Origin of the sequence: Achromobacter xylosoxidans (assembly GCF_001457475.1) — a bacterium.
Taxonomy (GTDB): domain Bacteria; phylum Pseudomonadota; class Gammaproteobacteria; order Burkholderiales; family Burkholderiaceae_B; genus Achromobacter; species Achromobacter xylosoxidans.
Window position 1 is genome coordinate 1,317,482 of sequence record NZ_LN831029.1, and the last position, 13,151, is coordinate 1,330,632.

Below are 13,151 nucleotides of genomic sequence, written 5' to 3' on the forward strand. Positions count from 1 at the left end.
ATCACATGAACCGTACCATGCTTGCCCTCGCGGGCGCGACGTTGGCCATTTCGGGCGCTGCCGCCCAGGCCCAGGACCTGGTGGCCGGCAAGGCCGTCTTCGAGAAATTCCAGTGCGCGTCGTGCCACGGCGCCGACGCCAAGACGGCGGTGGACCCGGCCTATCCGACGCTGGCCGGCCAGCATGCCGACTACCTGGTGCATGCGCTGAAGGCCTACCGGCGGGGCGCTTCGGGCAGCGCGGCCACGGCCAATGTGCGCAAGAACCCCATCATGGGCGCCTTCGCCACCCAGTTGTCGGACCAGGACATCAGCAACGTGGCCGCCTGGCTGTCGTCGTTGCCCAGCGACCTGGGCGTGCGCAAATAAGGCCGCGTTCGATCTGGCGAAAGTGAAAAAACCCTCGGCATGCCGAGGGTTTTTCGTTGGGCGGGCGGTTCAGCGTTCGGCGCGCTGGCGGATCAGGTCGATGTAGGTATCGCTGTCCAGCGGCGTGCCCAGGCGCTGCGCTTCCCAGACCACCCGGCCCAGGCATTCCATGATCTCGTGCGCGGCCTGGTGCGCGTCGGTGCGCGCCACCAGCCGCTGGTAGGCGCTGCGGATGCCGGGCGGGTGGTCGATCGACAGTTGCTCGGCGATGGCAAGGTGCATCGACAGGTGCAGGAACGGATTGGTGCGGCCTTTTTCGACCGCGTACTCGGCGGTCATGGCGTCCGGGCTTTCAAGATCGGGATGGTATTCCGGATGTTCGATGATCCAGTCCAGGGCCATGGCCTCCAGCGGGGTCAGGACCTGGTTGGCGCGGTGCTTGCGCCAGGTTTCGATGAAGAATTCGCGGACTTGGTCGCGGGAAGGGTTGAACATCGGTAGAAGGATGCCATGCGGGCTATAGATGGCTTTATTTTACCGCCCGCGGGTCCGCCGCCCGCCCGCCGGCCCCAATGCGATATAGAATTGGTTGCTATCCGCCATCCAGTGCGCGTTTCGCCGGGGCCGCGCGGCCCTGCGGACCACATGCCGGCCGATGGGCGCGCGTGCAGCAAAACCACTCGGAGCAAATGGAGCATTCATGTCCTACCAACATATCAAGGTGCCCGCTGGGGGCCAGAAGATCACGGTCAACGCTGATTTCTCGCTGAACGTGCCCGATCAGCCCATCGTGCCCTATATCGAGGGTGATGGCACGGGCGCGGACATCACCCCCGTGATGATCAAGGTCGTCGACGCCGCCGTGCAAAAGGCCTACGGCGGCAAGCGCAAGATCCACTGGATGGAGGTCTATGCCGGCGAGAAGGCCACCAAGGTCTACGGCCCGGACGTCTGGCTGCCCGACGAGACCCTGGAGGTCGTCAAGGACTACGTGGTGTCGATCAAGGGCCCGCTGACCACCCCGGTCGGCGGCGGCATCCGCTCGCTGAACGTGGCGCTGCGCCAACAGCTGGATTTGTACGTCTGCCTGCGTCCGGTGGCGTATTTCAAGGGTGTGCCGTCGCCGGTGCGTGAACCGGAAAAGACGAACATGGTGATCTTCCGCGAGAACTCGGAGGACATCTACGCCGGCATCGAATACATGGCCGAAAGCGAGCAGGCCAAGGAACTGATCCAGTTCCTGCAGACCAAGCTCGGCGTCAAGAAGATCCGCTTCCCCAACACCTCGTCCATCGGCATCAAGCCGGTGTCGCGCGAAGGCACCGAGCGCCTGGTGCGCAAGGCGGCGCAGTACGTCATCGACAATGACCGTACCTCGCTGACCCTGGTGCACAAGGGCAACATCATGAAGTTCACGGAAGGCGGTTTCCGTGACTGGGGCTACGCGCTGCTGCAGAAGGAATTCGGCGCGCAGCTGATCGACGGCGGCCCGTGGTGCAAGTTCAAGAATCCCAAGACCGGCCGCGAGATCATCGTCAAGGACGTCATCGCCGACGCGTTCCTGCAGCAGATCCTGCTGCGTCCGGCCGAATACGACGTGATCGCCACCCTGAACCTGAACGGCGACTACATCTCCGACGCGCTGGCCGCGCAGGTGGGCGGCATCGGCATCGCCCCGGGCGCCAACCTGTCGGATTCGGTCGCCATGTTCGAGGCCACGCACGGCACGGCGCCGAAGTACGCGGGCAAGGACTACGTCAACCCGGGTTCGGAGATCCTGTCGGCGGAAATGATGTTGCGCCACATGGGCTGGACCGAGGCGGCCGACCTGATCATCTCCAGCATGGAAAAATCGATCCTCTCAAAGAAGGTCACTTACGACTTCGCGCGCTTGCTCGAAGGCGCGACCCAGGTGTCCTGCTCGGGCTTCGGCCAGGTCATGATCGACAACATGTGATCGGGAGCGTCTCTGCGCTTCGCCCCAAAAACCCGCATGCCGCGAGGCCTGCGGGTTTTTTTTGGGCGCGATGCGCTGATTTCACGCCCGTTTCCATCGAGCTGAAAGAATCCGCGTGTGGATTTATGCGTCGCACTGAGACAAAAAGCATCAAATTGTGATTATTACACCGTTATAATTCCCGCGTTTCCAATACGGTATTCCTTTTCAGTCTGCGGATATCCCTTCGACATGGCACAACCAGCCCCCAATATGCCGCCCTATGACGCTTCGGCGAGTGTCCGAGGCCTGCGTGACGCCAAGCGGGTCGCGCTGCTGATGGCGCCCCGATTGGGCGACACGCTGCTCATGATGACCATGGCGCACAACCTGATCGCGCATGGGCGCGAAGTGACCATTTTTGGCGATTACGCCTATGGCTTGCGCGATTGGTTTCCAGGGATGGACATCCGGCCTTCGCTGCCCGAGGAACAGGCCGCCGCCGTGCTGAAGGACTACGATTGCGCCGCGCAGATGCATGTCGGCTGGCCCTATGCCCTGCACGCTTTTGCTCCGTCCTATTTCTATTACGACGCCCATGTGGTGATTACCGGCAGGGGCTTCGTCAAGCTCAACCAAATCCGGGATTATTGCCGCGACCAGCTCGGGCTGGCGCTGGCGGACACCGACATCGGGCTGCGCCCGCCGGTGGCGGGACGCCATCGCGTTTTCGAGAAGCGGGTGGCGGTGCATCCGTCGTCCACCGGCCCGGATCGTTGCTGGGCACCGCGGCATTTCGTCGAGCTGGGCCTGCGGTTGCAACGCCAGGGCTATGAACCGGTGTTCATCCTGGCTCCCCACGAGCGTGCCGCGTGGGCCTGCCTGACCGAGGCCGGCCTGGCCATCCAGCAGTCCCCCGCCCTGGTGGACGTGGCGGCATTCATCCACGAATGCGGCTGGTTCATCGGCAATGAATCCGGTGTCGGCCACCTGGCGTCCAGCGTGGGCGTGCCGACGCTGACCTTGACCGGGCGCCCGACCCGCACCAAGGCGTGGCGTCCCGGTTGGTCGATGTCCCGCATCGCCTACCCTGCCTATATCCCTGGAGGCCGCTGGCGCGACCGCCTGTGGCGCGAGTGGTTGCGGCCGGGCAGCGTCATGGCGGCGTTCGAAGGCCTGACGCGAGACTACAAGAAATCCATCATGGCTTCGAAAGTCGCTCGATCGTAATGCAGGCCGGCGGGGGGCGGCAGCCGTTGCCGATCCCGCCGATGCCGCCATGGCCTGCGGGCCGGCACCCACTTTTTCCTCGAAGCGCCGACTGGTCGCCGCAAAGGCCAGGCTGAACAACTATGCCCATTCTTCTTTTACGCAGCGTTGCGGTCCTGACGCTGTTGATTCCCGCCCTGGCGTTGACCAGCGCCGTAGGCGGACCGGTGATCATCTATCTGACGGCCCTGATCGCCCTGGCGACCATGGCGGTCAACCTGTCGCGCCGCTGGGAGCCGTTCGCGCTGAAAGAGCTGGTCCCGATGGCGATTGCCCTGGGTGTCCCGCTGCTGGTGATGTTCATCAACAACGTCAGCCTGGGCATTTGGAGTTCCTCCGAGTTCGAGAAACTGCTGCGCTTTGCGCTGGCGATTCCGGTTTGCTGGATGTTGATGCGGGTGCCGCGCAATTGGTTGCGGCATGTGCAATGGAGCCTGCTGTTCGGCGCCATCGTTGGTTCGTTGATGCTGATCTACATCGTCCTGTCGCCGAGCCTGGGGCGGGGCGCGGTATCGGATTTTGGCGGGCGCTACAACGCAGTGGGTTTCGCCGATCTGACCATATTCTTCGGCCTGGCGTCGCTCTTGACCCTGCCCTGGACGCTTTCACGCTGGCCGCGCCTGGAGGCCGCGTTGAAGCTCGCCGCGGTGCCGCTGAGCATCTACGCGGTATGGGTCTCGCAGACGCGCAGCAGCTGGGCATTGCTGGTGATTTTCGGCGTGGTGTATCTGCTGACCAAGCGTCGTTGGACACGGCGCACTAAACTGCTGTTCCTGACCGGACTGGTGCTGGTGATGACGGCCGTTGCGGCGATTTCGTGGCAGTCCAAGGACAGCCGCTGGAAAAAAGTGATATCGGACCTGGACCGGTATGAACACCACGATCGTGACACGTCGGTGGGTATCCGCATACAGCTCTGGAAAGCCTCCTGGCTGATGTTCCAGGAGAGTCCGCTGGTGGGGGTGGGCGTACCCAGCTTCCGCTCGGAATTGGCCAAGCTCGAACAGCAGGGTGTGGTGACCGAGGAGGTCTCGATCGGCTACGGCGAGCCGCACAATGACATGCTGGGCGCACTGGCAGGCTACGGCTTGCTGGGTTTGCTCAGCATTCTGGCCCTGTACCTGATTCCCGCGGCGATCTTCTGGCGCCGTTCCGCCAGCGACGACCCGGTGGTGCATGTCGGTTCGCAGATCGGCTTGCTGTTCTGCCTGGGATACTTCGTTTTCAGCCTGTCAGAAATGATGTTCCGCAACATGCGCAGCGTGCCGATCTACGCGCTGACGGTGGTGGTGCTGTACGCGCTGACGTCGGCCCGCACCGGGTTGGCGCAGCAGCGCCTGGCGGCGCGGCGTTAGCCGCCAACGGCCGCCGGCGCGGGCGGCTTGTCCGCATGAAAAGCAAGGCTTGTATGGCCTTGCTTTTTTTTTTGCGCGCGCGTTGCGCGGCAAATGCCCGACGGGCTTGACGTAGATCAAGCCGGGCCGGCCTCGTCGGTTAAAACCCTGCTGCTCCCTCGTATTCTGATCAGACGCAACAGATAAATCGTCACATTTCGCCGTCTTTGGTTGCGGACGCGGAAGGACATCAGGAAAGAGGGCCTATGAAGAATTCAAGCTTGCGCAGGGAGTTGCTGTGGTTCGTGCTGGCGATCGGGGTCGCGGTGCTGGCCCTGGGTGGCTGGGATGCCTGGGAACGACGCGCCGAGATGCTGGCCGAGCGCAAGACCGAATTGCGCCACGTGCTCGACCTGGCGGCCAGTATCGTGCGCAATGGCAAGCAACGCGCCGTCGAGGAGGGGCTGTCCGTCGAACAGGCCAAGCGCAATGTGGCGCAGCGCCTCGCGCAGCTGCGCTATGGCGCGGACGGCTACGTCGGCGTGTTCGACGACGGCTATGCGTTGCTGGTGCATCCGGATGCGAAGCTCGCCGGCACCAATGTGCGCGCGGTCAAGGACAGCGATGGCCTGCCGATTTTCGAGAATCTCCACGAGCGGGGCAGGGCGGGCGGTGGTTTTGTCGAATACCGCTTCCCGCGGCCGGGGTCGGAAGCGTCGCTGCCCAAGATCAGCTATGCCGCCCATGACCCGGAATGGGGCTGGCTGATGTTCACGGGCCTTTATGTGGACGACGTCGACGCGGCGTTCCGCGCCACGCTGTGGCGCCAGGGCGGCGTGACGCTGTTGCTGCTGGTGCTGCTGCTGGCGGCGGCGCTGCGGTTCTTCCGGTCGCACATCATTCGTCCGCTCGATGAAGCGGTGACGGTCTGTGAACGCGTGGCGCATGGCGATCTGTCGAGCATCGTTTCGCGCCATCATCGCGGCGAAATCGGCCGGTTGTTCGATGCCATGGCGCTGATGCAGGAGCGGCTGGACGTGGCGGTGCGCAGCATCGTCCATTCCACCGGTTCGATCGCGGCCGCATCGCGCCAGATCGCCGCGGGCAGCATGGATTTGCACGACCGCACCGAGAAGCAGGCGGCGGCACTGGAGCAGACCGCGGCCAGCGTCGAACAGATCACCGCGACCGCCAGGCAGAGCGCCGATCACGTGCAGCAGGTGAGCGCGCTGGCGGGCGAATCGGCGCAGCTGGCGCGCCAGGGCAGCGAAGAAACCCAGCACGCGATCGACGCGATGCACGAGATCTCGCAAAGCTCGCAGCGGATCGACGAGATCATCCGCCTGATCGACGAAATCGCTTTCCAGACCAATATCCTGGCGCTCAATGCCGCCGTGGAGGCCGCGCGCGCCGGCGAGCAGGGCCGCGGGTTCGCGGTGGTGGCAGGCGAAGTGCGGGCGCTGGCGCAACGCTCGGCCACCGCCGCCAAGGAGATCAAGACCCTGATCGAGGCATCGTCGGATTCGGTGGCGCGCGGTAGCCAGCGGGTGGAACAGGCCAGCGCCACCATGGGCAGCGTGCTGCAATCGGCCGCGACCAGCGCGCCGTTGATGGGCGAGATCGCCACCGCGTCGGCCGAGCAGAGCGTGGGCATCGAACAGATCAACCAGGCGGTGACGCACCTGGACAGCGTGACGCAGCAGAATGCGGCGCTGGTCGAGGAGTTCGCCGCGTCCGCCGCCACGCTGCACGATCAGGCCGACGACCTGGCGCGCGCGGTGGCGGTGTTCAAGCTGTCTGCAGCCTACTAGGCGACCCCTGCACCACGCTCATCGCGCGTTGCAGGCGTGGCGTCAGTTCGCGGCTGGCGCTGGTCATGGGCAGGCGCAGTTCGTCGGCGATCAGGCCCTGCAGCGCCAAAGCCCGTTTGATCGGCGCCGGGTTGGGTTCGGCGAACAGCAGGCGGGCCAGGCCGCGCAGCGGCTCGAACAGCTCGCGCGCGGCCTCGGCGTGGCCGTCGCGCGCCAGCTGCATGACCTCGACGAAGCGGTCGGGGAACAGATGGGCGGCGGCGGGGATGGCGCCGCGTCCGCCGGCCAGAAAATGGTCGGGCAGCGCCAGGTCTTCGCCGCACAGCGCCTCGAGATGGCCGCGCGCGTTCAACGCCATCAGCGCGGCCGGATTGCATTCCTTGACCGCGCGCAGATTGGGCAGCAGCGCCAGCGATTCCATGGTCTCGACGGTCATGGAGACGCCGGCGCGCTTGGGAATGTTGTAGAGGATGATGGGGCGTTCGGTGGCCCAGGCGATCTGCCGGTAGTGCCACAGGATGCCCTGCTGCGACGGGCCGAGGTAGTAGGGCGGCGGCACCAGGTAGCCGGCGGGGGCGTACTTGTCCAGGCGGCGGATGGCGGCGGCCACGCCGCGCGTGTCGACGCCGCCGGCGCCGAACACCAGCGGCAGCGCGTGCGGATCGCGGCGGATGGCCTCGATCATCTCGATCTTCTCGGGGATGGACAGCAGGTTGCCTTCGCCGGTGGAGCCGAACAGCACCAGGCCGGCAATGCCGGCATTGCGGTAGTAGCGCGCCAGGGCCTGGGCGGCCTCGCAATCGACGTACCCGCCGCGCATCGGCGTGACCATCGGCAGCCAGATGCCGGGGAACGTGGCTTGGACCGAGGTATCCATGGCTCACTGCACCGTGATCGCGGCGGCCGGGCGCAGCGGGCCGAACTCGGCCTGGGGCAGGCCACACATCACCGCGTGCATCAGGGCATCGACCTGGCCGCGATCGCATTGCAGCTGCAGGATGCTCTGGCCATGCGCATGATCCACCGACAGCACGTAGACGCCGATGCGCTCGCCCAGTTCGCGGTGCAGCGCCAGCCGTACCTTCAGGGCGTCCAGGGTGTCGATCCTGACGGTCAGGGCAACCATCTCCGCGGGCCGCGGCGCATGGGCCGGGGCGGGGCGATCAAACGAGGCGCGCGTGCTGCGTTCTTGGCGGGGAATCATGGTGTCTGGCGGGGCGGCGGCCGTGCTGGCTGGCGCGTATCCGGTTGGTTGATGACGATTCCACTATAGAAAGCGGGCCGTAAAACCTGCCGATAAATGCGGGCGCGAAGCGTAAAAAGCGCGTCAACGCCCGGGCGCGTCAGAACGTCTTGGTCAGCGACAGCAGGCCGGTGGCGCGGCCCATGTAGCGGCCGCGGCTATTGGTGTAGACCGCGCGGTCGGCATTGGTGTCGATATAGGCGACCGAGATGGCCAGGCCCTGGCCGAAGTCCTTGGTCAGGCCCAGCTTCCAGTCGGTGTAGGCGCCGTCGGTGAGGTTGCGGACCGTCTGGCGGCCGACGTGGGCGTTGACGGTCAGGCCCCAGAAACCGGTGTCGAAGTTGCCGCTCAGGTCGAAGTACTGGCTGTACTTGCTGTCGGCGAAGCCGAACAGGTTGGTCATGGCGACGGAATACTTGAACATGACCGGGCCGTAACCCACGCCGGCGTACAGTTCGGTGGTGTCTGGGCTGGTGTAGCCGGAGGGGTAGTCGCCCGGGTAGTAATACTGCAGCACGCCCAGGTCGAACGGCACGTCCGCCGCCAGGTTGCCCTTGTAGCCGCCGTAGAAGTCCATTTCCACTGGCGCCGACACATCGCTGTTGCCGTCATTGAGCCAGCTGACGCTGGAGTTCCAGTTGCCCAGGTACAGGCCGCTGGCATGGGTGAAATCGAAGCCGCCCTGGATGGCGGGCTTGTTGTTGGTCTGCATCAGGCCGCGGTAGCGGTACTGGCTGGCCAGGGTGACGTTGGCGGTCAGCGTGTACTCGGGGGCGTCGGCGGTGGCGCTGTCGGCGGCATGCGCAGGGGCGGCCAGGGCCACCAGCGCAAGCGCGGCCAGGGTGTTGCGGGACATGGGATTCTCCTGTGTTGGACGGGATCGCCAAGATAGGAGAAGCGGCGTAAACGGCGAGACAAGACTTACGTGGCCGGCGTAAAAGGCGCATCAATGATGATGGGTGTAGTGCGCGCCCGCGCCCGGCACGGCGCCGCCACGTTCAGTTCAGCGCGCCCGCGCCTAGCCGGCGAAGCGGTAGCCCACGCCGATTTCGGTCAGCAGATAGACCGGCTGGGCCGGATCCGCTTCGAGTTTCTGCCGCAGGTGGCCCATGTAGATGCGCAGGTAGTGATTGCTTTCCACGTGCGAAGGCCCCCAGACCTCGCGCAGCAGTTCGCGGTGGGTCATGACCTTGCCGCGATGGGCCAGCAGCGCGGCCAGCAGGCGGTATTCCATCGCGGTCAGGTGCACGTGCTGGCCGCCGCGCTCGACCACGCGCCTGGCGAAGTCGACGCGCACGTCGCCGAAGCTGATCTCGGCGGCGCTGCCGGCGCCGCCGCGGGCATGGCGCCGCAGCAGCACGCGCAGCCGCGCCAGCAGTTCGCTGACGCCGAATGGCTTGGTGAGGTAGTCGTCGGCGCCGGCGTCCAGCGCCGCCACCTTGTCGGCCTCGGCGGTGCGCGCCGACAGCACCAGCACCGGCACTTCGGTCCAGCCGCGCAGTTCGCGGATAAGGGTCATGCCGTCTTCATCCGGCAGGCCCAGGTCCAGCACCACGGCGTCGGGCTGGCGCGTGCCGGCCTCGATCAGGCCGCGCTTGACGGTGTCGGCTTCGTACACGGCACAGCCTTCGCTCTCGAGGGCCTGGCGCACGAAGCGGCGGATATTGGCGTCGTCCTCGATGATGAGGATGGTGGGCTGAAAGTCGAACATGCGATGGGCTCAGGCGATTTCAGGTTGGATCGGGGGCGGCGTGCCCAACGGCAGGGTGAAGACGAACTGCGCGCCGCTGGACTGGCCCGGCGCGTGTTCGACCCAGATGCGGCCGTGGTGGGCGCTGACGATGGCTTCGCACACGGCCAGGCCGAGGCCGACGCCGGGCGTGGCGGATTCGCGTTCGCCGCGGGTGAATTTCTCGAAGATGCGGCGTTCGGCGCCGGGGGCCACGCCGGGGCCGTTGTCGCACACCGCGACACGCAGCTCGCCGTCCTGCGCCGTGGCATGCAGGCGGATGGCGCTGCCGGCCGGGGTGTACTTGGCGGCGTTCTCCAGCAGGTTGCACAGCACTCGCTCGATCAGCACGCCGTCGCATTCGACCAGCGGCAGGCCGGAAAGGCTGTCGACCGAGATCCGATGCGATGCCAGCGGCTCGCGCATGGCGGCCAGCGAGGCGCCGACCAGTTCCTCGATCGACTGCCACTCCAGCCGCAGCGGCGTGTCGCGGCTCTGCAGCCGCGCCATGTCCAGCAGGTTGGCGACCAGCGCGTGCATGCGCTGGGCCTGGTCGCGCATGGCGCGGATGGTGTCCTGGATGTCGGCCGGCAGCGCGTCCTGGCGCCGCATCAGCGTGTCGGTCATGCCGACCAGGCTGGTGAGCGGGGTGCGCAGGTCGTGCGAGACCGCCGCCAGCAGCGAGTTGCGCAGCTTTTCGGATTCCATGCTGACCAGCGCCTGCTGCGCCACTTCCACGTAGTGCAATCGTTCCAGGGCGATGGCGATGAGCGTGGCGTAGGCCTCGATCTGGCGGCGCGAGTCGGGCTGCGAGAACAGGCTGCGACGCGGCGCCGCCAACGCCAGCACGCCACGGGTACGCATCGGCGCCTTCAGCGGCAGGTACAGCAGGTCGCTGTTGGACAGCGTGGCGGTGCCGGCGCCGGCCGGCTGGCCGTGGTCGTAGACCCACTGGGCCAGCGCCGATTCCAGCGGCGGCATGTCCGCGGCGGCGGGCGAGGCCAGCTTGAGGCGATCGTCCAGTCCCAGGATGTAGAGCGCGCAGCGCGAGCCGAAGGTGGCGTGCACGAAGGCGCCGGCGGACGCGACGATCTGCTCGGGCAGCAGCGCCGAGGACAGCTCGCGCGCGAATTCATACAGGCTGCGCGCGTCGGCCTCGCGCTTGACCGAGGCCTGCGCCTGCAGCCGCAGGCCGGCGGTGAGCTGGCCGATCAGCAGGCCCACGGCCAGCAGCACGCCGAAGGTCAGCAGGTACTGCACGTCCGAGACCGCGAAGGAGGCCAGCGGTTGCACGAAGAAGAAATCGAACAATCCCACGCTGACAATGGAGGCCAGGGCGGCCGGACCGCGCCCATGGCGCAACGCCACCGCCACCACCGCCAGCAGGAACAGCATGACGATGTTGGTCTGGTGCAGCGCCGGAAAGGCCAGCGCCGACAGCGCGGTGGCCACCGCGCAATAGCACAGCGCCCAGGCGTAGCCGGCCAGCGCCAGCGGGCCTCGTTCGTCGGCCGCCTGGCGGCCGCGGCGGCCCAGCGTCAGCGGATCGCGGCCGGGCGCGCTGCTGGCGGGCAAGGGCGGCGCGCCCAGGCGGATGATGTCGATCTCGGGGCAGCCCGCGGCCAGCATGTCGGCAAAACTGTGGCGGCGCCACAGCCAGCCCGGGCTGATGGCCGCCGTCAGCAGCGCCGACAGCGACAGGCGCAGGCGCTGCAGGCCGCTGGCGCGGGTGCGGCCGATGATGGCCTTGGTGATGTTGTGGCGGCGCACGTAGCGCACCACCGCGTCGACCATGTCGCCGCCAGCCAGGGTTTCGCAGCGCGCGCCGAGCGAATCGGCCAGGGCCAGGCTGCGTTGCAGCCGTTCCTGCTCGGCCTGCGGCGGCGGCGCGGCGCGCGGCGCGTCGATGGTGACGACGTGCAGGTCGCATTCCAGCTGCTGGCTGAGCCGATGGGCGCTGCGGATCACGTAGTCGGCGTCGGCATCGGAGCCGATGCAGGCCACCACCGCTTCGCGGGTGCGCCAGACGGGTTCGATGGCGCGGTCGCGGCGGTAGGCCTGGACGTCGTCGTCGACGTGGTCTGCGGTGCGGCGCAGCGCCAGTTCGCGCAGCGCGATCAGGTTGCCCTTGCGGAAGAAATTGCGGGTGGCGTGGCGCGCCTGCTCGGGCAGGTAGACCTTGCCTTCCTTCAGGCGGCGCAGCAGTTCGTCGGCGGAAAGATCGACCAGGATGACTTCGTCGGCGGCATCGAAGACCTCGTCGGGCACGGTCTCCCAGACCCGCACGCCGGTGATGCTGCCGACGGCCTCGTTGAGGCTGTCCAGGTGCTGCACGTTGAGCGTGGTCCAGACGTCGATGCCGGCCGCCAGCAGTTCCTGGATGTCCTGCCAGCGCTTGGCGTGGCGCGAGCCGGGCGCGTTGGAATGGGCCAGCTCGTCGACCAGCACCAGGTCGGGATGGGCATCGAGCGCGCCGTCCAGGTCGAATTCCTTGAGCGTGTGGCCGCGGTAGACGACGTCCTTGAGCGGCAGGGTCGCCACGCCCTCGAGCAGGGCGGCGGTTTCGCGCCGGCCGTGCGTTTCGACGATGCCGGCCAGTACACGGGCGCCTTGCGCCGCCTGCGCGCGCGCGGCCACCAGCATGGCGTAGGTCTTGCCGACGCCGGCGGACGAGCCGAAGTAGACCCGCAACTTGCCGCGCACCGCCTGGCGCGCGGCATCGTCGAGGTCTTTCAAGAGCGCGTCCGGATCGGGACGCTCGCCAGCATTGTCAGCCATGAACGCGCAAGTGAAGGAGGGAAACGGCTGGCAATACTATACGCCGGCGCGTCATTGCACCGGCGCCAGTTGGTCCAGCGCCAGATTCAGCTTGAGCACGTTGACGACCGGGTCGCCCAGCACGCCCAGCCAGGGCTTGCTGGTATGGGCTGCTATCAGGGCGTCGACCTTTTCCCGCGGCAGGTGGCGGGCACGGGCCACGCGCGCGGCCTGGTAGGCCGCGGCCGCCGGACTGATGTGCGGGTCCAGGCCGCTGCCCGAGGCGGTGACCAGGTCCACCGGCACCGGCGTGGGGTTGTCGGGATCGGCCGCCTTGAGGGCGGCGATCCGCGCCTGGATCGCTTCGGCCAGCGCCGGATTGCGCGGGCCCAGGTTCGAGCCGCCGGAGTTGGCGCCGTTGTACGGCATCGGCGAAGTGGCCGAGGGCCGGCCCCAGAAGTACTGCGGCGCGCTGAACGATTGGCCGATCCATTCCGAGCCGACCACCTTGTCGCCCTGGCGGATCAGCGAGCCGGAGGCCTCGTGAGGAAACACGGCGGCGGCGATGCCGGTGGTCAGGAACGGATAGGCCAGGCCGGTCACCAGGGACAGGGCGGCGAAGACCACCAGCGCGGGGCGCAGGATGCCGCCTTGGCGCGGCAGGGGAAGAGCTTGTTTCATGACGGGTTCCTTCGTAATGGCGG

Annotated in this window: 12 protein-coding genes; 5 read left to right on the plus strand and 7 right to left on the minus strand. The window is 66.9% G+C overall.

The annotated features are described in order from the left end of the window. The first annotated feature begins 5 nt into the window (after positions 1 to 5). Positions 6 to 368: a c-type cytochrome gene (locus AT699_RS06055; RefSeq protein ID WP_026382324.1), complete on the plus strand. Its 363-nt coding sequence runs from the start codon at positions 6 to 8 to the stop codon at positions 366 to 368. Between the two features lie 69 nt (positions 369 to 437). On the opposite strand, the gene AT699_RS06060 is transcribed toward AT699_RS06055, so the two are convergent. Then, on the minus strand, positions 438 to 863 hold the full coding sequence (locus AT699_RS06060; protein WP_006389057.1) for a DUF1841 family protein: 426 nt from the start codon (positions 861 to 863) through the stop codon (positions 438 to 440). A gap of 205 nt (positions 864 to 1,068) precedes the next feature. Here AT699_RS06060 and icd point away from each other — a divergent pair, with 205 nt between their 5' ends. The 4 genes from icd (at position 1,069) to AT699_RS06080 (ending at position 6,718) form a co-directional block, all read left to right on the plus strand. Further along, on the plus strand, positions 1,069 to 2,325 hold the full coding sequence (icd, locus tag AT699_RS06065) for an NADP-dependent isocitrate dehydrogenase (RefSeq protein ID WP_006389058.1): 1,257 nt from the start codon (positions 1,069 to 1,071) through the stop codon (positions 2,323 to 2,325). A gap of 231 nt (positions 2,326 to 2,556) precedes the next feature. After that, on the plus strand, positions 2,557 to 3,534 hold the full coding sequence (locus AT699_RS06070; RefSeq protein WP_006389059.1) for a glycosyltransferase family 9 protein: 978 nt from the start codon (positions 2,557 to 2,559) through the stop codon (positions 3,532 to 3,534). 122 nt (positions 3,535 to 3,656) lie between these two features. After that, a complete protein-coding gene (locus tag AT699_RS06075; protein ID WP_024067988.1) occupies positions 3,657 to 4,928 on the plus strand; it encodes an O-antigen ligase family protein in 1,272 nt (423 codons plus the stop codon). Between the two features lie 245 nt (positions 4,929 to 5,173). After that, positions 5,174 to 6,718, plus strand: a complete 1,545-nt coding sequence (locus tag AT699_RS06080; protein ID WP_024067989.1) for a methyl-accepting chemotaxis protein — start codon at positions 5,174 to 5,176, stop codon at positions 6,716 to 6,718. Here the strand turns inward: AT699_RS06080 and AT699_RS06085 are convergent. The 6 genes from AT699_RS06085 to kdpC all read right to left on the minus strand — a co-directional run bounded on the left by AT699_RS06085 (position 6,696) and on the right by kdpC (position 13,128). Next, the gene (locus tag AT699_RS06085) at positions 6,696 to 7,595 is read right to left on the minus strand and encodes a 4-hydroxy-tetrahydrodipicolinate synthase family protein (RefSeq protein WP_024067990.1); all 900 of its coding nucleotides are present in this window, start codon (positions 7,593 to 7,595) and stop codon (positions 6,696 to 6,698) included. The two genes, AT699_RS06080 and AT699_RS06085, sit on opposite strands and share 23 nt — an antisense overlap. Positions 7,596 to 7,598: 3 nt before the next feature. Next, a complete protein-coding gene (locus AT699_RS06090; RefSeq protein ID WP_024067991.1) occupies positions 7,599 to 7,844 on the minus strand; it encodes a hypothetical protein in 246 nt (81 codons plus the stop codon). 217 nt (positions 7,845 to 8,061) lie between these two features. Then, positions 8,062 to 8,817, minus strand: coding sequence for a TorF family putative porin (locus AT699_RS06095; RefSeq protein ID WP_024067992.1), 756 nt, complete (start codon positions 8,815 to 8,817; stop codon positions 8,062 to 8,064). Positions 8,818 to 8,979: 162 nt separating this feature from the next. Next, the gene (gene kdpE, locus AT699_RS06100; RefSeq protein ID WP_006389065.1) at positions 8,980 to 9,672 is read right to left on the minus strand and encodes a two-component system response regulator KdpE; all 693 of its coding nucleotides are present in this window, start codon (positions 9,670 to 9,672) and stop codon (positions 8,980 to 8,982) included. A gap of 9 nt (positions 9,673 to 9,681) precedes the next feature. Next, complete coding sequence (locus tag AT699_RS06105) at positions 9,682 to 12,468, minus strand: sensor histidine kinase (protein WP_024067993.1); 2,787 nt, start codon at positions 12,466 to 12,468, stop codon at positions 9,682 to 9,684. A 51-nt stretch (positions 12,469 to 12,519) separates the two neighbouring features. Then, positions 12,520 to 13,128 carry a potassium-transporting ATPase subunit KdpC gene (kdpC, locus tag AT699_RS06110; protein ID WP_020924893.1) on the minus strand — a complete coding sequence of 203 codons (609 nt, stop codon included), beginning with the start codon at positions 13,126 to 13,128 and terminating at the stop codon, positions 12,520 to 12,522. Between the last annotated feature and the right edge of the window lie 23 nt (positions 13,129 to 13,151).

Excerpts from the sequence above, each read along its gene's own strand:
- AT699_RS06090 (WP_024067991.1), bottom strand. The coding sequence starts at position 7,844 with ATGGTTGCCCTGACCGTCAGGATCGACACCCTGGACGCCCTGAAGGTA.
- AT699_RS06105 (WP_024067993.1), bottom strand. The coding sequence starts at position 12,468 with ATGGCTGACAATGCTGGCGAGCGTCCCGATCCGGACGCGCTCTTGAAA.
- kdpE (WP_006389065.1), bottom strand. The coding sequence starts at position 9,672 with ATGTTCGACTTTCAGCCCACCATCCTCATCATCGAGGACGACGCCAAT.
- AT699_RS06095 (WP_024067992.1), bottom strand. The coding sequence starts at position 8,817 with ATGTCCCGCAACACCCTGGCCGCGCTTGCGCTGGTGGCCCTGGCCGCC.
- AT699_RS06070 (WP_006389059.1), top strand. The coding sequence starts at position 2,557 with ATGGCACAACCAGCCCCCAATATGCCGCCCTATGACGCTTCGGCGAGT.
- AT699_RS06075 (WP_024067988.1), top strand. The coding sequence starts at position 3,657 with ATGCCCATTCTTCTTTTACGCAGCGTTGCGGTCCTGACGCTGTTGATT.
- AT699_RS06085 (WP_024067990.1), bottom strand. The coding sequence starts at position 7,595 with ATGGATACCTCGGTCCAAGCCACGTTCCCCGGCATCTGGCTGCCGATG.
- icd (WP_006389058.1), top strand. The coding sequence starts at position 1,069 with ATGTCCTACCAACATATCAAGGTGCCCGCTGGGGGCCAGAAGATCACG.
- AT699_RS06060 (WP_006389057.1), bottom strand. The coding sequence starts at position 863 with ATGTTCAACCCTTCCCGCGACCAAGTCCGCGAATTCTTCATCGAAACC.
- AT699_RS06055 (WP_026382324.1), top strand. The coding sequence starts at position 6 with ATGAACCGTACCATGCTTGCCCTCGCGGGCGCGACGTTGGCCATTTCG.
- AT699_RS06080 (WP_024067989.1), top strand. The coding sequence starts at position 5,174 with ATGAAGAATTCAAGCTTGCGCAGGGAGTTGCTGTGGTTCGTGCTGGCG.
- kdpC (WP_020924893.1), bottom strand. The coding sequence starts at position 13,128 with ATGAAACAAGCTCTTCCCCTGCCGCGCCAAGGCGGCATCCTGCGCCCC.